This is a genomic window from Fulvivirga sp. M361 (genome assembly GCF_007097395.1).
GTDB lineage: Bacteria > Bacteroidota > Bacteroidia > Cytophagales > Cyclobacteriaceae > Fulvivirga.
Genome location: NZ_VKDC01000039.1, coordinates 56,504 through 77,600, shown reverse-complemented (window position 1 = coordinate 77,600; position 21,097 = coordinate 56,504). Strand labels below are relative to the sequence as shown.

Sequence of the window (21,097 nt, the reverse complement as noted above, 5' to 3'; positions counted from 1 at the left end):
TTGGTCGCACATCATAATAAGGGCCCTTATCCGGTCTTTATCATTTCCAATCAAAAAACCCAGATATGAATGCAAATTTACTAAAAAAAGCAGTCAAAATGTCCAGGTACGTACTTGTAATAGCGTTCGTACAGTGTATTACTTATTTATCTCTTTCCGCTGCGGAAAGTGGTGCGCAGAGTGTAAGTGAAATCTTTCTTTCCATCAAGTGGGAGGAAGTGTCTATGAAAAAGGCCATGAGCTCCTTGGAAACGGAGACTGGCTTCAACTTCCTTTACAAGGATTCCGAGATACGTAATATTACCAACATAAACATGGTAAGGTCTAACGTTTCTTTGAAAGATATCCTCATGGAGCTCTCAAGAAATCATCGTCTACAGTTCAAAAGAATTAACCAGACAGTCTCTGTGATTAAGGTTATGGAGCAACAGGCCTTTGACCCTGTTACAGAAGAAGTGGATCGTGTACTTAACGGAAAAGTAACAGACTTCGTTACAGGTGAATCCTTGCCCGGTGCATCGGTGCTGGTAAAAGGCACTACTGTCGGTACTATAACGGATTACAACGGTAATTTTACATTATCCGTTCCTGATAACGCCGAAGTACTGCTTGTCTCCTTTGTAGGCTATGACACCGAAGAGGTCTCCATTGGAGATCAAACCTCCTTTGAAATTGCCATGATACCCGACATACAATCTTTATCCGAGGTTGTGGTAGTAGGCTATGGAACACAGAAAAAGGCCAACATCACCGGGGCAGCGGCTACTGTTCAAATGGACGAGGTTATTGGAGATCGCCCTGAGAATAATGCTGCACGTGCGTTACAGGGAGCCGTACCTGGGCTGCAAGTCTCGTTTGGTTCAGGAAGACCAGGGACAGATACCGATATCCAACTCAGGGGCTTTGAATCTATAAACGGTGGAGAACCCCTGATCTTAATGGATAATGTTCCCGTGGAGTTGAACGATATCAATCCTCGGGACATCGAATCAGTCACTGTGTTGAAAGATGCTGCTGCGGCTTCTATATATGGAGCCAGGGCCTCTTTCGGAGTAGTACTTATTACAACAAAAAAGGCAAAAAAAGATCAGCCCGCCCGCCTTAGTTATTCAAATGTGATGAGTATAAGTGATCCCACAGAAATACCTAAAGCAGCCAAAACGGCTGATTTTGTAAGGGCCTTGAATAGTTGGGGACATCCAAATTTGTGGACGGGCCAGGATATGCCTACTTGGCTTGATTTTGTAGAACAATACGAACAGGATCCTTCGGCTTTCCCGTTGGGATATGCCGAGGAGGCAGGAACCATCTACCCGTTAACAGAGAACAATCCCCTCGATGAGTTTTTGGATGACCCGGGTTTCACTCATATACATAACCTCAACGTATCCGGGGGCTCTGCAAAATCGGCATACAGGATCTCACTAGGATATAGCGATGAAGACGGGGTTATGGTCACCAGTAAAGACCGGTTTACACGCTACAATTTGAATACTTTTTTAAGCACAGAGATATCAGACAAGCTTTCGTCAAGTTTAGCGATAAACTACCGAGCCAGTACCCGTCTGGACCCTACTACCGACTATTACCGTGCCATTACATTTTATTCCTTTTCCCGCACCGGGAGCCATGAAATGCCTGACGGCACTTTTTTGCCCTATGATAGCCCGGCAAACCTGACAAGGCTGCAACCGGCAGATGAGGAGAAAAGAAACAACTTGCGTCTTACCGGTAAGCTGGATTTCAACCTGCTAGAGGGGCTCACCATCACGACAGAATACACCTATGAAAATCGTGTAAGAAACTTTAAAAGGACCAGGAATAATCCCGAAACTTTTTCTGCCGTACGTCTTGTGCCTAATGATGCTACGGCAATTACCTCTTACAACAGGTCTAATGAAAATCGTGACTATTACGCCTTAAACCTATATGCTAAGTATAGTAAATCAATTGACGATCATAATTTTGATGCACTTGTGGGGATGAACCGGGAAAACAGTTCTACGGAATTTTTCAGTTCTACAGAAGATAACTTGATCAGCACTGATCTTCCCTCACTTTCAGTAGCACTGGATAACCCAAGGGTTTCTGATAGTTTCGGTGAATGGGCTGTAGCCGGTTACTTTGGCCGGATCAACTATAATTACAAGCAGAAATATTTTCTTGAATTAAACGGACGATATGACGGTTCGTCACGCTTTCCTTCCGATGATCGTTTTGGTTTCTTCCCTTCAGTATCCGCAGGATGGCAGGTCATGTCTGAACCCTTTCTAAGTTCTATTGAAAACATCGTGAATGGGTTTAAGATCAGGGGATCCTGGGGTGAGATCGGAAATCAAAATATAGTAAATGCAGCTGGTAATCCTATACTCTATCCCTTCCTGCCTACCCTTGATCCTTACCAAGCAAGCTGGATAAACCCGGCTGCTAACCAACAGTTTACATCATTACGAACTCCTGGACTGGTAAGCTCCAGCTTCACATGGGAAACGGTACAGACGCTCAACCTGGGGTTAGATGCTGAATTTTTCGACAATAAGTTGGCTGTAACATTTGATCGGTTTATTCGAAAAACGCTGGATATGCTGGCCCCGGGAGCAGAATTACCGGCTGTACTGGGAGCAAGCGCACCACGCCAGAATGTCGCTGATCTTGAGACCAATGGCTGGGAACTTCAAATGGATTGGAGAGATGAGATAGGGCAATTTAAATACTCTATTGGTTTCAACCTGTTCGATAACCAAGCGGAGATCACGAAATTTGACAATGAAGAAGGTTTAATATCACAGTATTATGTAGGCCAGGAAATCGGTGAAATATGGGGTTATGAAACCGATGGATTCTATACCATTGATGATTTTGTAGAAGGCACACTAAATGATGATCTTACTGGTGGCATGTTAAAAGAAGGTATACCTGCTTTCCAGGGAGTAAATCCAAATCCCGGGGATATTAAGTATAAGGATCTCAATGGTGATGGCGAAATATTCTCAGGCAATGGTACACTAGATGACCCTGGTGACAGGAAAATAATTGGTAACAGTACACGCCGGTATCAATTTGGGGTCTTCGGTAGTGCTGGCTTCAAGGGTTTCGATCTCTCTTTCCGTATCGTGGGAGTAGGAAAACGTGAGCGTTGGATCAGTAATAATGTTTACTGGCCGTTCCTCAACCGGTTCAATAATGTTTTTGAGCATCACCTCGACTATTGGACGCCTGAAAATACGGATGCCTTTTATCCACGGGTATACGAAGGTGGAGGCGGCAACTACCCTAGAAGTCGTGAGGTGCAGACCCGGTATCTTTCTGATGGAGCCTTTTGGAAGTTGCAAAACATCACCATAGGTTACACTTTACCCAAGCAGATCGTGAATAAGATTTTTGCGGAGAGCCTGCGGGTTTATGTCTCTGCTGAAAATCTGATCGATAATGACAAACTGCCTGATGGTATCCATCCCGAGTTCCAGAATTTCGGCTTTGGAGGAACGTATCCATACCTCAGGAGCTATGCGGTCGGTCTGAATATTACATTTTAAAAGTGAAGACAATGAAGAAGATATATTTTATACTGTTTGCCATACTAGTAAGCACTGGATGTGACGATAATTTTTTGGAAAAACTTCCCAAAGATGCATTGGTAGAGGAAACCACGTTTGTTAATTATGAAAATTTTAAAACCTATGCATGGGGGTTTTATGAGACGTTCCCCGCGTATAACCTTAGCGTACCTAATTCAGAATTTCATGGGGATCTGTTCAGTAACAGTTTTGCCTTTGATAACAGCGGCGCTAGTGCATGGATATGGGGCCGTATAAATGTACCCACCAATTCTGATGAGTGGACTATACCCTATCAGCAGATACGGAGAGCAAACATAATGCTGGGTAACCTGGAAAGTTCTCAACTTACCGAGAATGATCAGGCTCATTGGAGAAGCGTAGGCCTTTTCTTCCGTTCATGGTCCTACTTTAACCTGCTGATTAAATATGGTGATGTTCCATGGGTAGAGGAAACGCTTACCGAAGCAGATCCACGGCTTTATGCCGCTCGGGATACGCGTGACCAGGTGGCGGCCAATATACTCCGTGATCTTACTTATGCTGAAGAGAATATACGGGAGGAGGGTGACGGAAAGAATACGATAAACGTTCATGTGGTCAGGGCTCTCATTTCCCGTTTTGGTTTATTCGAAGGTACTTGGAGGAAATACCATGAGCTTGGAGGAGAAACTGAATTCCTGCGAGCCAGTGCGGATGCCTCTCTTGAACTTATCAATACTTTTTCTACGTTGCATCCTAACTATGATGAAGTATTCAATAGTGCTTCTTTGGATGGTGTTAATGGTATATTGCTTTATAAGCAGTATGAAGAAGGTGCTCTGACGCAAATCTTGACTTCCCGGCACAGGAATTCAGCGGGTAACTGGGATCTGACCAAAAAGGCAGCCGATATGTTCTTGTATACAGACGGTACACCGGTAAGCGCAAACCCTGCCTTTGCCGGTGGTTCGGGGCTAGAGAGTGACCCGTACAGTGAGTTCCGCGACCGCGACAGAAGGATGTATTTTATTACCGTACCGCCCTTCAAAGTGAACACCCCGGGAAATCAGAATGTAAAGGAATGGTCACATACCGGCGACCCCGCGGATCGTGAGTATATCGACCTGATGGCTACCCTGTCTGACGAATTACACAAGCAGTTGCCTACATCTAACTGGGGTGGCCTGATCGTACGGGAAACCCCACACTGGAGGCCATTCAACAACGGTCAACCGTACAACGTGACACGTACGGGCTATAAGCTTTTCAAATATTACAACGCGCTGAATACAGGTGTTCAAAACCGGGATTTTGCAGATGCTCCTATCTTCCGGATGGGAGAGGTTATGATGAACTATGCAGAAGCGAAGTTTGAATTGAGTGAGTTTGATCAGGCGGTTGCGGACCAGACCATTAATCTGCTCAGGGCCAGGGGTCAGGTAGCAGCTCTGACGGTGGCTAATATAGATGCAGGTTTTGATCCTGTCAGAGATCCTGAGATTGATCCCATTCTATGGGAGATCAGAAGAGAACGTGCTGTTGAGTTGATGGCAGAAGGTTTTCGTTTTGATGACCTACGCAGGTGGAGAAAAATGGACGATTATGCAGCTAAGGAGAAGTTGGGTAGGTACATTGTAGCGTCCGATCTTAACAATACTGTACCTGTGCAGAATGGGGCGGCCGAAGGATATGTTTCCTGGTTCGGCACACCACCTCTTTTCCCGGAGCACTATTATCTGTATCCCATACCCTCTAACCAGATCGTTTTGAATGATAACATTAGGCAAAACACTAACTGGTAGCAGAAGGAAGAGCTTAAGTTTATACCTAAGGCAAGTCAATAGTTGACTTGCCTTAGGTATAATTCCTTTTAAACACTTTGTATTGTCCGGATTCACCGATCTTGATCATACGATTGCTGTATGCACCATGGTTTTGAAACTTTTAAAAATTATCAGCCAATAGTACCCGTCAAATCAATAAGTTTTCGTGTTCGAACAAAACAATTTCGTTTTCGAACACTATATCAAAAAAGACTTGCTAATTACACGAATATTTCTCTTTTTTAAAGAAAAGTATCGTGTATTATCATCAATATAGAAATGAATAAATCAAATGATCAAAGAAGAAAATTCCTGAAAAAATCGGCTCTGGCCGGATTGTTTCTGGGGATGTCGGGGATTGTCAAGGGTAAAGACCCTTCGGACACATATCTCCAGGACTTGCAGGTAAAATTTACTGCTAACAAGTCCGTCATAGGATTAAAAATAGCACCGATCAAACAGGTAAAAGTCGGTATCATAGGTGTTGGTATGAGAGGCTCTGGCCTCATGGGGCAGGTCAATGCGTTGTGTAATATTGGAAAAGCCAAAATCACAGCTATATGTGATATCAGGGAGCAGCAGGTTACCAAGGCTCTTGAGTATCTTAAGAAAAACGGAAAACAGAAACCTGCCACCTATCATGGTAAGGAAGATGCCTGGAAAGAGCTTGCCCGGAGGGATGATATAGACCTTATCATTATTGCTACCCCGTGGGAATACCACGTTCCTATGAGTCTCTATGCCATGGATCAAGGCAAACACGTAGGGGTAGAAGTGCCTGCGGCTCTTACTGTGGAGGATTGCTGGAAGCTGGTAGACAAGGCCGAGGAAAAACAACTCAACTGTATCATGCTGGAAAATGTATGCTACGGCAATGAGGAGCTCTGGGTGCTGAACATGGTGCAAAACGAAGTGTTTGGTACGCTCACCTATGCTGAAGCCGCCTATATCCATGACCTCAGGGGATATTTTTTCAAGCATTATTACAACGACTGGCGTGTACGGCAACATATAAAAAATGACGGTAATCTTTATCCTACCCATGGTCTAGGGCCTGTGGCGCAATACCTGGGAGTAAACCGGGGGGATCATTTTCAGCATATGGTCTCCATGAGTAGCTGTGAAGCGGGTCTGACCGAGCTGGCCAGTACCCTGGACAAAGACCATGAGTTCCACAACCATAAGGATTATGCACATGGCGACATGAACAACAGCCTTATTAAAACGGGTAAGGGACGTACCATCCTGCTTCAGCATGATGTCATAACCCCACGCCCTTACAATCGTATCAATGCGCTTGCCGGCACCAGAGCCTATCATGAAGGGTACCCTAGCAGGCTCTCGCTGTTGGGTAAGGGACACGGTTTCCTTTCGAAAGAAGAATATGGCGAATACCGCAAAAAGTTCACACATCCGCTGTGGACTAAACTGGCAGATGAAGCCAAAAAACATGGGGGTCATGGAGGCATGGACTTTATTATGATATACAGGCTGATCGATTGTTTTAATAATGGCTGGCCGCTGGACATGGATGTTTACGATGCTGCTGCATGGTCTGCAGTGACCCCGCTGTCAAAGCTTTCCATTGAACTTGGTAATGTGCCGGTCAAATTCCCGGATTTTACACGCGGTCGCTGGAAAGAGGCAAGAAAGCTTGGTGTAGAGGCTTATCTGTAACATAATCAGATCAATAATAACAACCGGATCAGATATCTTAACCGGAGATCTTGTGTTCAATAGGATAATAAAATGAAATCAACGATTCGAGCAAACCTCAATACATCATGTATGGTACATTTTCTGCCTGCTACTCTGCTTGTCTTATTGCTAGTGTCATGCGGTGTAGGTCATAAGGAATTTTCCACTCCTAACATTATCTACATCCTGGCCGATGACCTTGGATATGGAGAAACAGGGGTGTATGGACAGCAGAAGATACAGACACCGCATATCGATGATCTTGCCGCAAATGGGATGCTTTTCACACAACATTATTCGGGAGCCCCGGTATGTGCGCCTGCACGCTATTCACTGCTTACGGGCCAGCATATGGGTCATGCCTATATACGTGGCAACGATGAGTGGGCCGAACGTGGAGAGGTCTGGAACTATCTCAAAGCTACGGAAGACCGACGGCTTGAGGGACAGCTTCCGTTGCCTGAAAGTACCTTCACCCTTGGGCATATGCTGCAGGAAAGTGGTTACAGGACGGGTATAGTAGGGAAATGGGGACTCGGAGCGCCAATGACTGAAAGCATTCCCACCAAAATGGGCTTTGACTTTTTTTATGGCTACAACTGCCAGCGTCAGGCTCATCAGCTTTACCCTCCCCATCTTTGGAAAAATGAAACAAAGGTACTGCTCGACAATGATGTAATACCGCCCGGCACGAAACTACCCGAAACAGCAGATCCGTATGCTGAAGGCAGCTACCAGGTGTATACTCAACAGGATTATGCTCCGGCACTCATGCACCAGGAAGCGCTGAACTTTATCAGAGCCAGTAAGGATCAGCCGTTCTTCCTTTACTATGCATCACCGCTGCCTCATGTCCCTTTGCAGGTCCCGCAGGAGTACGTGGATAAATATGTAAAGCTTTTCGGAGAGAAAGAGCCCTATAACGGAAATCAAGGGTACTTCCCTCACCGTTATCCAAGGGCGGCTTATGCGGGTATGATCTCCTATCTTGATGACCAGGTAGGTGAGATCGTGGCAGTGCTCAAGGAATTGGGTGAGTATGAAAATACGCTGATCATTTTTAGTAGTGACAACGGCCCTACCTACGCCGGCGGGGTGGACCCGGAATTTTTTAACAGTGCCGGGCCTTTCCAGGATACCTATGGACGTACTAAAGGCTTCATGTATGAAGGTGGTATCCGTGTGCCTATGATCGCACACTGGCCGGCCCGGATAAAAGTCGGGAGCAAAACTGCACACATCTCGGCTTTTTGGGATATAATGCCTACACTGGCAGAGCTTGCCGGTGCCGAGATCCCTAAAAACACTGATGGCCTTAGCTTTGTCCCTGCTTTGCTGGGAAATAGTGACCAAGCAGACCATGACCACTTGTATTGGGAATTTCCGGGATATGGTGGTCAGCAGGCAGTAAGAATAGGAAATTGGAAGGGCATTCGCAAAAACATCCATAAAGGTAACCTTACCATTGAGCTTTACAATCTCGAAAATGATCCAAAGGAGGAGGTTAACGTGGCAGACCAGTACCCGGAAATAATCAAAAAGATGGCGCGGTTAATGGCAACCGAACGCACTGATCCGGAGTTAGAAAGTTTCCGTTTAAATGTTCCTGGTGAGCATGACCTCTGATCAACTGATCCCGCTTCAAGGTGTCAATCGCCATGATAAAATTCTTGAGTAGCATACTATATCAGAAAAGTCAATTTTTACCCGTTCTTGATATAAGGCTTGGAAAACACTGATGCTGTTTTGGCATGACTTTGGGTTGAAACATTGTATCAAATTATCTCGCAACTTACCGGTAAACATGTGATAAAGCTGTTGGGTAGGTAAGCGTTAAAAAGCCGCGGCAATCTTATTAAACATAAGAACTGCCACGGCTTTCTCAATCTAACCTAACTTCGAAGAAGTGTTTTAATAATGTAAGTATTGATTTATGAGGTTGTCATATCCTAAATTCATTTTAACTGGCCAGTACTTCTCCATACGCCTTGCCCAGGATCTTCCACACGCTGTCTGCCTCAGGTGCTGAAAGGAAAGTGCCCTTACCGGCTCGGTACGTCCACGAAAAGATGGAATCCACTCCTTCTTCGGCATAGATATGGACGATCTTACCTATAGTATTCAGGTCTTTTGGTGAGCGGAAGAAGGACTGTATCCATCGCTGCGACGGCTTATTGTTATGCCTGGCGAGCTCCACTGTTTTATGGGCCAGGTTACGATGTGCGATAAGCGGGTCATTGCCATCCACCAGTATAGAAGTTGAGAATATGTCATAATTTTCGTTAAAAGCGATTTTTTCCCAATTGTCAAATCCCCGGGCATGTGTGGCATAAAAATGATTGTCAGCTGGTAATGAACACTGAGTTACAGTCAAGTCCTTATTGATGGATTTGACGATCCGGCTACCTTCCGATAAAATTTCATTAGCCTGGTCAAACCTGAATTTCAAGACCGTTTTAGAAAGAGTTTTAGGCATTTCATAGCCATACTTGTCTTTAAATACCTGTTTGGTCACAGGATTCCTACACGTAAAATCAGTGGTGCTTTGGTAGCTTATAGGATATACCGGCATGGCATAATGAGGTTCATCCCAAAAGAAGCCGTCAGCATCGCAGGTGAGCGCCAGTTCTTCCAGCAGCCCCCAGAAGTACTCCCTGAAAGCAGGGGAGCTGGGAGAAGCTGCTGCAATCGGCTCACCCGTAAGAGCAGTCCATTGCCGGTCATTTACATGGCATTCCTGTAGAAATACGGAGGGGGGCTCCCCTCCGAAAAATTTTCCTATCCCCCAGGTATTGAGATAAACCTTCAGCCCAACTTTTTTTGCTTCATCCACGATTTTTGGAATATTGGGCTTCCAAAAAAAGAGATCGAACTCAGTGAGCGCCAGCAGCACAGCTGTACAGTTGTGCACCTTCATCTCTTCAAAATCTTTTCGGGCATGCTCCGTGTAAGAGATGCCGTAATAGCTTACTCCGGTTTCCTTTACCATATTTCCATTGATCAATAGGTTACAGACTTAGATCTTTACAAAAACTTTACCCTTGAATTATACTTGTCTCTCAAGGCCTCATTTTTCTCGTCGCCACCGGGGATATTGGCACTAGACCAAACAGGAGGGGTGATGCCACGTGCCAGGCAGGCTTTAACGCATTCCATCTCAAGCCGGTGTGCAATGTAAAAGTCGATCGTGCTGGAAATACCGGTGGTGGGTTGATCAAAACCTTCATGTTTAATCACTGTGTCCCCGAAAGGCACGTAATTTTCAATGTAGATATCAGATATGCCGGACAGGTGATGACCACTACTGTGGCGTATGGGGAAATCTTTTGGAATGTTTACATCCCAGTCTTTCGATGAAACGCCAATCACTGTTGCACCCTTTTCCCCGGCTCGTAAAGCACAGTCTATAGTTGGGGGATTGAATCCATAACTGTGGAATACTAGGATAACGTCGCCTTCCGAGATGCCGTAATAATCCACCAGAGAGTTACCTACACCGTGCATTCTTTCATGTGCCAAATACATGTAAGCTGGTGTAACCGGGTGGATGGCAAAATCGATCATAGGACACAGGTTCGCCAGGCCTCCGGCCCTCCAGAAAAGCTCCTGCATTACCAGGGTAGTATGTCCACCTCCTCCGAAAATGTATATCAGCCGGTCTTCTGCTATTGCGTCTGCCATTTTTTCTGCGGCCTTTTCCAGCGATGACGCTTGCTCTTCCTCAAATTTCATGGCCATTTCGTGGAACTTGTTGAGGAATCTTAAATCTTTTGTTTTGCTATCCATGCTCATTGCGAAAATTATATTTTAGACTCACCGAATGTATGTATACTTCAATAAAATATTGTTCTTTTGTGTGTTATAGCATTTTTTTAAACATGGAAGGAGTTGATACCCGTTCTACGGCAATCCGCAAGATCCTTGACATGAGGCTTATTGGGTTCGAACACGTTCTGACCATCGGACGCTATAATTATACCTCTGTGCAGGAAGGGCTTGAAGCACATATTCACCCTGGGATGATTGAGATCTGTTACCTTGAACGTGGGACACAGGTATACCAAGTAGAGGGAACAGAATACCTGCTGAAAGGCGGGGATGTGCTAGTCACCCAGCCCGACAGGAGGCATGGCACAAGCGGTTATCCGGAAGAGAAAGGCCAGCTTTATTGGATGCTGCTGAAAATACCTGGAGAAGGAAAAGGACTTTTAAACCTAGCTGATATGGAGTCAGACTACCTAATTCATCAGTTGAAAAGCTTTCATACGCCCCACTTCCGTGGCATGAGAACAATGGTCAATGATCTTAAGGGCATTTTTAAGGCTTACAATAACACGGCCGACCCCGTACACCGCAAAATAGAGATCACCAATTTGGTGCTTTCCTTCCTGCTTAAAGTGATAAAAGCGGGTGAGAATGAGCAGCAAGACTGCGTGTCCTATTTAATGAAAGGGATTTGTGATCATATTCATGAGAACATTTACGAGGAACTGGTGCTGGACGAGCTGGCATCCAGGGCAAACCTGTCCCTTTCGCGGTTCAAACACCGTTTTAAGGAGGAGTTGGGAATACCGCCTGGCGAATACATCATGCGTCTGAAAATAGAAAAGGCAAAAGAGTTACTCAAAAAAGGGTTGAAGACGCGCGATGTAGCGTATACCTTGGGGTTTGAAACCAGTAACTACTTTGCCACCGTTTTCAGGAAGTTTGTTGGCCAGACACCCACCTACTACTCCGAGCATTAGGATAGGACTATCGAAGTGTCTGATCAGATCTCAGAGCCCATATCAACGGGCATCCTGAGCTTTTTCGTTCTTGAACGACCCCTTAGACTTAACAGGTACTTTTCCGTCATATTTATCCGGAAGCGCTCCCCATTTCCTGATCAGCTTGCGGGCCAGCGCTATCCCATCACCAGTAGGTTCTACTCGGTAGGATTGGTCTGCCCAGGTTTGCGCAGCCCATTTTGACTCAAAGTTAAAGAAATCGATCTCTTGTGCCGGCGCCCCTTGCAATCGCCTCCTGAGTTCATTGATAAACATCTCCCACCGGGGTTTGTAATATGTTTTCAGCAGGCCGTTCCATTCCCTCCAGGCATAATCTCCCAGTCCGGATCTTTCTTTGGTCCAGGTGGTGATCAGCATACGGGCATTGCTCTCGTTTTGTCTTCTTTGTTCCTCATTCGGTGCAATATTCCTGGCATCGTCCAGCCATTTTCCGAGCAGGAAAGAAGATTCCGTACCGAGTAGCCGGTCCTGGTCATCGAGCATTTCCAGGAAGCGGGCTGCGTGTTCTTCAAATTCAGCAAGGTTTTTTTCATGAAAAGCCTGCAGCATTTCGTAGTACGGGATCTGCGCAGCATTGGCCATGAACTGACGGGTAAAATCCACTACATCATAAACATACCCGGGAGCGTGGCGTCCTTTTTCTGATCCTTCAAGCATCAACTTAACAGCGTCACGCAGTTCCCGTTGATCATAGTGAACTTCGATGGAAGCGGCAAACGGTGAGACCTTCTTTACCTGAAATGACGGTCGGGCGCAGAAAATGGGCTCCGTAGGGCGCCGGTGCCCTTCAAAACTGCCATAAGCCGTTTTCAAGAGAATATCCCACGCCCTCCTTATCGCCGGAGAGTCAAAACCATACCGGCGTGCGGCATATTCACTGGTCCATGAGGTAAGGTCCGGCACCTCATGTTCCCATCGCATATCGGCCAGGAAGTCGTTCACCACTGCATTGATCTCAATACTCTCCCAGGTGGTGCCTATACCGGCCGGAGGGTTATTTATTTTGAGGGCGTCATCCAGGTTATCTGCCAGTGCCTCCATACGTCCGTGGAGTGCGATGTTGCCGCCATACTGGATAATCGTACTGAATACCCACGGCTTACCATAAAAGCCATTGGAGCTTTCCCAGTTCCTGAAGTATTCACCACACAGCTCTAATACCAGTGTGTTGTCAGTGGTGAGGCCGTCCAGGAGCGCAGGTTTAGGGTTACCACCCCAGCCCTGGATGGCCCAGGTGGACTCCGGGTTATGATCCAGCATGAGTCGCTGTACTTTGGTGGCGATATTACCTACATCCAGCCCATGGGTTCTCCCTCCTTCGTGGAAGAGATCACCGGTAAAGACATCCACCTTACCGTAAAGCTTTTCCAACTCTTCATACCATGCCTTTGCCATCTGATCAAAAAGTGGGTCCTCCGGATCAAGTACGGCAGGCCGTATGTCGTTAAGCCAACGTCCCTGCTCTAGTATTTTTGCAGCGGGTTGCTTATCCTCCAGATTAGTAGGTACCAGGCCTACAAATCCGGGTAGTGCGGGTCGCATGCCCAGCTCCCGCATACGCTCCAGGATTTTTTGCTGGAGGTGGATACGATTTGTGATCCATTCACTCGTAACTGGTCCGCCACGGCCCTCCAGGTTACCCATAAGCCACCAGGCCGTGTAGGCTGGCCCGGCTATAAACTCCCTGGCTTCACCGTCAGAATAACCGAACCGTTGCAGAAAATTCAGCCATACCCCTTCCATCCCCACAATGGCCAGCGGCATATTGATCCCGTTTGTAGCCATCAGGTCAATCTCCCGCTCCCATTGTTCCCATGTCCACCATGGCATGGTATAGTTAAATGTGCAGTAGTTGAAATTGAAATGATGGGTGTAGAGGCTTTCTTTCCTGACTTTTTGATCTACAGGGGGCAATTTTTCTGGCAGATCTAATTGGTCTCCATTCCAAGAGAAGTGGCATTTGGCAAAGTGCTTCATATAATAGTTCATACCAGATGCTATGGACACGGGGTTATTTCCCCTGATAATTATCTTGCGTCCGTCTGCCTGCTCAATTTCAAATACTTCTTTTCCTGGATCGGTCATGATCTCTTCTACAATAAATGCTTCATCATGCTGAGGGACCAATCGCCCGATAAGCTTTTTAGACGCTGTCACTACCAGTGAACGACGCTCTGGTTGACATCCGGAAATGGCAAAACCCAATACAATAATGTAGGACAGAAACTGGACATAGTATATTTTTAAAATGTGTATCATAGATCAGAGACGATTGTTAATGATTTATAAAAATAACCGTGGCCATCGGGAATATAAATTCTAGGAGCATAATCACCGGTGCTGGCTAAAAATCCAAAAATTTTGTTTTTACCGGGCAGAATTGACATAATGTCTTTTATATTACAAAGCATGAGAATACCGCCAGATGAAACGGAGTTGAGATGCAGAGCGTCACGGGTTATTTCTTCCTTTGACCAGTATTTTTCTTTGTTACTTAACAGAACCTTACAGTCGGTAAGGCTTTCTTCTTCCGGCGTATTTTCCTCCAGGTATTTCTTCATCAGTCTAAATTCTTCCTGTTTCATGGGTTTATTAAGAGTTTAAATTCTATTCTCAGACTTTAACTCGTAGAAAACATTACCACCCTCAAAGGGATTGTGAAAAAGTATTAGACTTTGTTGCAAATACCTTTTTCACGAATATGTTGATGAGGAAAATACTCCTGTTTCCTTTCCCATTTTTTTATTATCAATAGTATATCAGCCGGTCTTCCGCAATGGTGTCCGTCATTTTTATAGCTGTCTTCTCCGGTGATGAAGCTTGCTCTTCTTCAAATTTTATGACAAGCTCGTTGAGAAATCTTAAGTCTTTGGTATTTACTACCTGTACTCATCTTACCTAACATTTTTTATAGGCTCACCAAAAATAAGTACACCTCAATAAAACATTGTTCTTTTGTGTGTTATAGCATTTTTTTGATATGAAAGGTATTATACTTGATCTACTCAAAAAGAATAGTTCCCGATCTGAATTTTACTGGTTTTGAACACTTCTAATCAGTGAATACCAAACTGCACCTCCGTTAAAGGGAACATGAAACTATATCCATCTACCCAGTCTTGCCTGGCTCAAAATAAAGATCACCGACCTGGTTCTGTCTTTCCTGCTTAAAGTTATCACGGTATGGGAATCCGGATGACCCAAGGCAAACGCATTTTAATTTTCCTATTGCGGAGGCGCTAAGGGGAAGAGTCTACTCTTCGTAGGCTCTACATCCCGGGTATTTTGACGTGGGTTAATCATGAAAAAAATAAATTACTAACAAATTAGATACGTTCGCCTCGCTTTCCCAACCTTTTGGTTTTGAGAAAGGTCATCAAAGGAACAGCCACTTTTTTCATACGTTGATAAACCCGTTCTTTATCTGGTACTCACGTTATTTAAAGTAGTCGGAGTTGATTTTAGCAGGCGCGCGAGCGTTCATCTCCTTTCTCCAGTTCTTCAACTCTCTTTTCAATTCGTACAACTTTGTGGGGTTCTTAAGTGCCAGGTTTTCTTTTTCAGAAATATCCAGTGTTAAATTGTACAGGAATAACTCCCCGGTTTCAAAATCCTCAATAAGCTTCCAGTCCCCTTTGCGTATGGCACCGGAAGGAACGGCACGCCATCCACGTACCAACTCCTGGGGATACTTTGTGGATCTTGTCCCCTGAAGGTAGGCAGGAAAATGCCAGTATAAACTTCGTTGTTCCCACATCCCTTTTTCAAACAAAAGGGGTGTGAGGTCTTCACCATCCAGCCGGAGGTCTTCCGCTGATACACCGGCTACGGCCATTAGGGTAGGAAATATATCAATACCTATTACCGGTTCGTTACATACGGTATGGGGTTTTATCTTACCAGGCCAGTACCAAAACATTGGTACCCGTATTCCTCCCTCATACAGCATGCCTTTTTCACCTTTCAGGGGTTTGTTGGAAGTCACAGAACCCAAACCTCCATTGTCCGAATAAAATATGATCAATGTTTTTTCCGTCAGTTGAAGGTCTTTCAGCTTGCTCTCTATTCTTGCCATACTTCTGTCTACACTCCTGATCATGGCGGCGTAAGTAATGTTGTCCTGATCTTTGGCTGAGTTCTTGTCTGAAAACGGCGTTTTGTCTGCTTCTTTGGCTTGCAGTGGAGTGTGTACGGCATAGTGGGACAAATAAAGGAAGAAAGGCTGTTCAGCCTGATCTTCAATAAACCGCAGCGCCTCATCGGTCAGACGATCTGTGAGGTATTCACGCGTGGATCCATCTTCAAAACCAGGTATTTTGTAAGGACTGAAATAGGAAGGTGGGTAACCCCTGGCAGTTCCTCCACTGCTTATATCGAACCCCTGATGAACCGCATTTGAAGGCCCTTTTCCCAGGTGCCATTTTCCTATCTGTGCAGTTTCATAGCCGTGCTGTTGCAGCATATTGGCAATGGTTGGGAAAGAGGGAGATAGTTCTGTTTTAGTAGGTGTTGGCACCAGTTTTCTATTGGATGACTTTCCCCGTGCTGCAGGCGCCACAGTGTACACACCATGCCTGGGGGTGTACAAACCACTCAAAAGACTCGCACGTGACGGAGCGCAGTTTGGAGCGTTGGCATAGGCATTTGTAAATATCATTGCCTTTGCTGCCATCAGGTCTATGGTGGGTGATTCATAAAATACACTACCTGTATAGCCCAGATCACTCCAACCCAGGTCATCCACATAAAACAGGATGATATTGGGGTGGTCCGTTTCCTGGCATGGTGAAATGTGACCCCAGCCCATTAAGAAAAAGACAAGACATATCGCTGGTTTACCCGGCCAGTGTTTGGTTATTTTTTTATCCACTATTACATCTCCTTATGATCTCCCAAAAAGGGTATTTTGAAGTTGTTTACCAATGGTTCTTCATGTTCCTGCTGGAATAACTGCAAAGCTTTATTAATGATATCGGGATGTTTTTCAGCAAGGTTTTGCTCTTCCAGCAGGTCTTCCTCCAGGTTGTATAATTCTATTACCGGTTGTTTTTTCAATAGTCCTTTTCGTATTATTTTCCATTTTCCCATTCTGACGGCCTGCTGTCCTCCATAGGAGGGAAACTCCCAGTAGAGAAAGTCATGCGTCTTTTGGCCGGGCTTTCCCAACAGGGTAGGAACTATACTGATGCCATCGATATCCTCGGGAGGCGAAACGCCTGCCAGGTCACAAAACGTAGGCATCATATCTGTAAATGACGAGATTAGATTTGTTGTGCTACCCGATTCTATATGTCCTGGCCATGATGCGATCATTGGAACCCTTATCCCTCCTTCGTAAACAAATCCTTTTCCGCGACCGTAATCGCTCCGGAAAGGTTTGGCGCTGTCAAACCACGGAGAGTCCGTACCTCCATTGTAGGTAGGCCCATTGTCGGAAGTGAATACGATCAATGTCTTTTCGTAAACCCCGAGCTCCTTAAGCTGGTTGATCAGCAGCCCAATCTGCTCATCAAGATAGGAAACCATAGCAGCATACCCGGCACGTGGGTACCGGTGAGGAAAATATCCTTTATCTCCGGTGTAGGGTTCTTCATCTCCAAATTTATCCACATAGTAGTCCACCCATCTTTTTGGAGCCTGTATGGCGGCGTGTGGTATGGGTGTGGCCCAGTACAGGAAGAACGATTGCCCGTGGTTTGTATCGATAAATTTGCTAATGTCATCGAACATCAGGTCAGGGGAGTACTCAGTCAATGTGAACGGAGCATAACTTTTTTCATTCAGTGGGTCCGCATTTTCAGCCAGTTTTGTTCTGAATGCGACCGTATCATTATTCAAATATACCCGGTGCTCGTTTTCATACAGATGAAGTGGATAGTATGTATGTGCCTGTCGCTGACATAGGTATCCGTAAAAATGGTCAAAACCCTGCTTGTTTGGAGTTCCTTCAGATCCCGGACCTCCAAGGCCCCATTTACCTACTGCGGCAGTTTTGTAACCTGCTTCCTGTAGCTTTGTTCCCAGCGTTATGGTCCCTTCCGGCAAAGGCCTTTGTCCTTCAAGGGTAGAATCCCTGGCCATCGCCATGTAGTTCCATACATCGCCCCTGGAAGACATTCCGTCGTTGCCCCTTATATAGGCATGCCCGCTATGCTTTCCGGTCAATAGAACACCTCTTGAAGGAGCACATACAGGTGCGCCCGCGTAATGGTCGGTGAACATCATACCGGTTCGGGATAGTGCATCAATATTAGGAGTTTCAATTTTCTCCTGGCCATAGCAGCCCAGTTCACCATATCCGAGATCGTCAGCCAATATATATATAATATTGGGTTTGGCTTCGTCTGTTTTATGCTGCTGTGCCAGGGTAGTGCAGGACCATAGCAAAGCACTGATGCATCCTAAGGCAAATAACCTTGTTCGAAACCTTTTCAATAGTATTATAGTATACATCGTTTTAATGGTTATGGGGATACTCGCACTCGTATTGACCCCGGCGTGGTTGAATTGTCTCATGGTATATCCAGAGACGTGCCACAATTCTTTCACGACATTATTTAAAAGAGAACCTGATTTTTTCATTCGAGCCTGGCTTGATGTTTTTTACTACTTTCATTTCCACATCGGGATCCCCCAGCCTGACTGTGTAAGTCCCGGTATCGAACACTTTGGCCTGAAAGGATCTTCCTTTGATTCTTACAGAATAGATCAGTTCCCCTCCGGACTCACTGATCACTTCAATGACGGGGTTTTCCATGCCTTCTACCTCGATCTCAGGCAAGTGGGCAACAGCTTTTTTTCCGTAGTTATCCAACTGGTTGATTCGTATGGGCCACCCGGGATACTGAACACCGGTTCCTTTACTCAGATCCTGGAATCTTGGCCAGCATTCCATGACTATATCCCTCGTATTCCGGTTGAGCCGGACGATTCCATATCCTGCGGCCCGGTCATATAATTCAAAGGGTTCTTGCCCTGTCGATACGGGATTGGCTACGGCGTGAACGGTCATTTTGTTACCAAAACCATCGAGAAAGCCACCGGTAACCCTCGGATTTGTTGGGAAAGGATCAATGCCCGACCGGAAAGGGAACCATCGCCTGGGCCAGATATTGGAAATAGCGGGAACACAGAAGGCATAACCGCCATCACTGTACCCCTCCACACCATACTGAGAAGTGCTGCCGAGATGCTGGTCGCCGGCAATGTGGAAGGCAAAAGCCTTGCGTAACGTTTTGATTGCTCTGTCCCGGCCCTGCTGTGGCCAGCCATTGGTATCAAAATCGGATACAGGACGGTCATCCGGTGGGTATTCTCCCGGCTTCATAATTTTCAATTTAGGTACAACGTTATCGTTTACGGCGCTTTTGGGTAGTGTGCCTATGTTGTGGAAGATAGTTTGCGAAAGCAGTACTTTCATCCAGGCGCCACCGCTCCAGTCTTTGCTCCAGTCTTCCAGAAAACGTTGCTGACGATCTCCGAGCAACGTAGCCTTATCTGTATTTGATTGTGTCCGTGCATCCCACATCGTGTTCAGGGGCCAGCCATTGTATATATCGGCTTCCGGCAAAAGGTTTTTGGGGGCGGATTTCCACTTTCGATCTTCAAGTATGGCAAAGCTGACGCCTCCGTACCTGAGCTCGGTAAAGTATACTTTAATACCTTGTTGAACCGGTTCCGGATCTATGGGGTCAGGCAGATGCCACGTTTGCGATTTCTGGACCATATTTACCCATTCGGCAGGCATTTTGTAACCGCCATAATCCTGTGCTTTGGCACCCTGCCCCAGGGAATCAGGTACGGGACGTCCGGCTTCTCCCCACAGATTGCCATGATATACATCGTGATCGTCAGGAATCGTCACAGTGGGAAAATGATTGGTTAACTCGCCAAAGGCCCATCCAAACTGATACCACTTCCTCAGGTAATCCAGCGTGGCTTTGTCTGTCGGTGTTCTTTGTGTTCCAAATCCGCCATTTCCTTCGTATATCTGGTCTCCTCCAAAGAACAAAAGATCAGGATGATGGTATTTGATGGCCTGGACAAGATCTTTGGCAGGAAAGCCCAGGTCCCTGTTACAGCTTAACGCGGCTATGACCACCTCGTCCTTCTTGCCGGGCTCCGCCCTGATCGTGCCCATGAGCGTATCGGTACTCATGGTATGTCTGTCCTGGTAGGTGTAACATACCCTGTAAGGAGTATCCGACACGGGAGAGGGGTTTACAAATCGAAAATGGGCCGTACGCGAGCCAGGATCGATCTCCGATGTGCCGATCTTCACCCATTGCTCATCATTCAACATTTCCAGCCAGACTTCTTTCCCGTCATTTGCCCCTACGGGCATCATTTGCACGCTCATTTTTACTTCCGCCTGTTGTTGTGTATACTGTGCAAACAATAGTGGCCCCAACCTCCGCGTTTTGTCATACACCAGCTTGCTGCCTTCGGATTGCCAATTGGTAAATGCTGCTCCGGGATGCACAGTCTTCCTGTCAGGTGGAGTAAAATGACTGACCAGCGCAAAGCTTCCCTGGTACTCTGAACCTTCCCAATCATTGAATTTCAATGAACTAATAATTTCCCCTGACAAACGGGCCACATTGAAAGTCATTTGAGCATTTCCGCCATCGATATGGTCAATAATTACTGACAAAGACAGACCGTTTTTGAGCAGTTCAGCGTTAATACTCTCTGTTCCCGTAACCTCTGTGACATCGTTTCTTGCAAATACACGGCCACTGGTTGTAATTCCGGTTTTAATGCCCTTTCCATAAATGGCGTCATCACGGTAATCGTCAAACTTTCCTTTTTTTCCGATCTCAAACCCTACCCAATTATCCTTGCCAGGAGGCAGGTCGTTCAACACTTTTACCTCTACTGTTGTTCTAAAGTTTCCCGGCCGGCCGTTCACCTCGTAGCTAAGGTGATGCAGATTACGTCCCGGTTTGGCCACATTGCAGATAACTGAACCATCCTGCATTTCCCAATCCTGCAGTGGATTGGCCCAATAGTCCGGCCCTATCCAATGTCTGCTGCCGGTTCCGAAGCCGGATTCATCCTGGGTAGCGTCATGATTGGAACAGGCAACCGAAAAGAATAAAAAAAGTAAGCTGTAAATACGTACTGCAGGGTAGAAAAACTCACGTTTGTAAAAAGGTGAGTGTTTTTTTTTGTCCATCATTTATTCTTTCGGTTGACATGGGTTTTGTAGTTTGAAAATCCCGGGCGTTGGAGGACAACCGGGCTTTGA

12 protein-coding genes are annotated in these 21,097 nt (G+C 45.9%); 5 read left to right on the top strand and 7 right to left on the bottom strand.

Annotated elements, in window-relative coordinates:
• Window positions 1-65 precede the first annotated feature (65 nt).
• The 4 genes from FNH22_RS26880 to FNH22_RS26865 all read left to right on the top strand — a co-directional run bounded on the left by FNH22_RS26880 (window position 66) and on the right by FNH22_RS26865 (window position 8,686).
• Window positions 66-3,536, top strand: a complete 3,471-nt coding sequence (locus FNH22_RS26880; protein ID WP_143401612.1) for a TonB-dependent receptor — start codon at window positions 66-68, stop codon at window positions 3,534-3,536.
• 11 nt (window positions 3,537-3,547) lie between these two features.
• Complete coding sequence (locus FNH22_RS26875; RefSeq protein WP_143401611.1) at window positions 3,548-5,341, top strand: RagB/SusD family nutrient uptake outer membrane protein; 1,794 nt, start codon at window positions 3,548-3,550, stop codon at window positions 5,339-5,341.
• Between the two features lie 300 nt (window positions 5,342-5,641).
• The gene (locus FNH22_RS26870) at window positions 5,642-7,039 is read left to right on the top strand and encodes a Gfo/Idh/MocA family protein (protein WP_143401610.1); all 1,398 of its coding nucleotides are present in this window, start codon (window positions 5,642-5,644) and stop codon (window positions 7,037-7,039) included.
• A 72-nt stretch (window positions 7,040-7,111) separates the two neighbouring features.
• On the top strand, window positions 7,112-8,686 hold the full coding sequence (locus FNH22_RS26865) for an arylsulfatase (RefSeq protein ID WP_255518169.1): 1,575 nt from the start codon (window positions 7,112-7,114) through the stop codon (window positions 8,684-8,686).
• Window positions 8,687-9,020: 334 nt separating this feature from the next.
• On the opposite strand, the gene FNH22_RS26860 is transcribed toward FNH22_RS26865, so the two are convergent.
• The gene (locus FNH22_RS26860; protein WP_143401609.1) at window positions 9,021-10,049 is read right to left on the bottom strand and encodes a hypothetical protein; all 1,029 of its coding nucleotides are present in this window, start codon (window positions 10,047-10,049) and stop codon (window positions 9,021-9,023) included.
• Window positions 10,050-10,084: 35 nt separating this feature from the next.
• On the bottom strand, window positions 10,085-10,846 hold the full coding sequence (locus FNH22_RS26855; protein ID WP_185154432.1) for a sugar isomerase domain-containing protein: 762 nt from the start codon (window positions 10,844-10,846) through the stop codon (window positions 10,085-10,087).
• A gap of 92 nt (window positions 10,847-10,938) precedes the next feature.
• Here FNH22_RS26855 and FNH22_RS26850 point away from each other — a divergent pair, with 92 nt between their 5' ends.
• Window positions 10,939-11,805, top strand: coding sequence for an AraC family transcriptional regulator (locus FNH22_RS26850; RefSeq protein ID WP_185154431.1), 867 nt, complete (start codon window positions 10,939-10,941; stop codon window positions 11,803-11,805).
• Between the two features lie 42 nt (window positions 11,806-11,847).
• On the opposite strand, the gene FNH22_RS26845 is transcribed toward FNH22_RS26850, so the two are convergent.
• From FNH22_RS26845 to FNH22_RS26825, 5 genes are all read right to left on the bottom strand, one after another.
• Window positions 11,848-14,106: an alpha-N-acetylglucosaminidase gene (locus tag FNH22_RS26845; RefSeq protein ID WP_143401606.1), complete on the bottom strand. Its 2,259-nt coding sequence runs from the start codon at window positions 14,104-14,106 to the stop codon at window positions 11,848-11,850.
• Entirely contained in the window at window positions 14,103-14,432 is a 330-nt protein-coding gene (locus FNH22_RS26840) for a hypothetical protein (RefSeq protein ID WP_143401605.1), read from the bottom strand. Before FNH22_RS26840 ends, FNH22_RS26845 begins: the two co-directional genes overlap by 4 nt.
• An 851-nt stretch (window positions 14,433-15,283) precedes the next feature.
• The gene (locus FNH22_RS26835; protein ID WP_143401604.1) at window positions 15,284-16,717 is read right to left on the bottom strand and encodes a sulfatase; all 1,434 of its coding nucleotides are present in this window, start codon (window positions 16,715-16,717) and stop codon (window positions 15,284-15,286) included.
• 2 nt (window positions 16,718-16,719) lie between these two features.
• On the bottom strand, window positions 16,720-18,363 hold the full coding sequence (locus tag FNH22_RS26830; protein ID WP_255518168.1) for an arylsulfatase: 1,644 nt from the start codon (window positions 18,361-18,363) through the stop codon (window positions 16,720-16,722).
• A gap of 37 nt (window positions 18,364-18,400) precedes the next feature.
• Entirely contained in the window at window positions 18,401-21,028 is a 2,628-nt protein-coding gene (locus FNH22_RS26825; protein WP_143401603.1) for an alkaline phosphatase D family protein, read from the bottom strand.
• Window positions 21,029-21,097 lie beyond the last annotated feature (69 nt).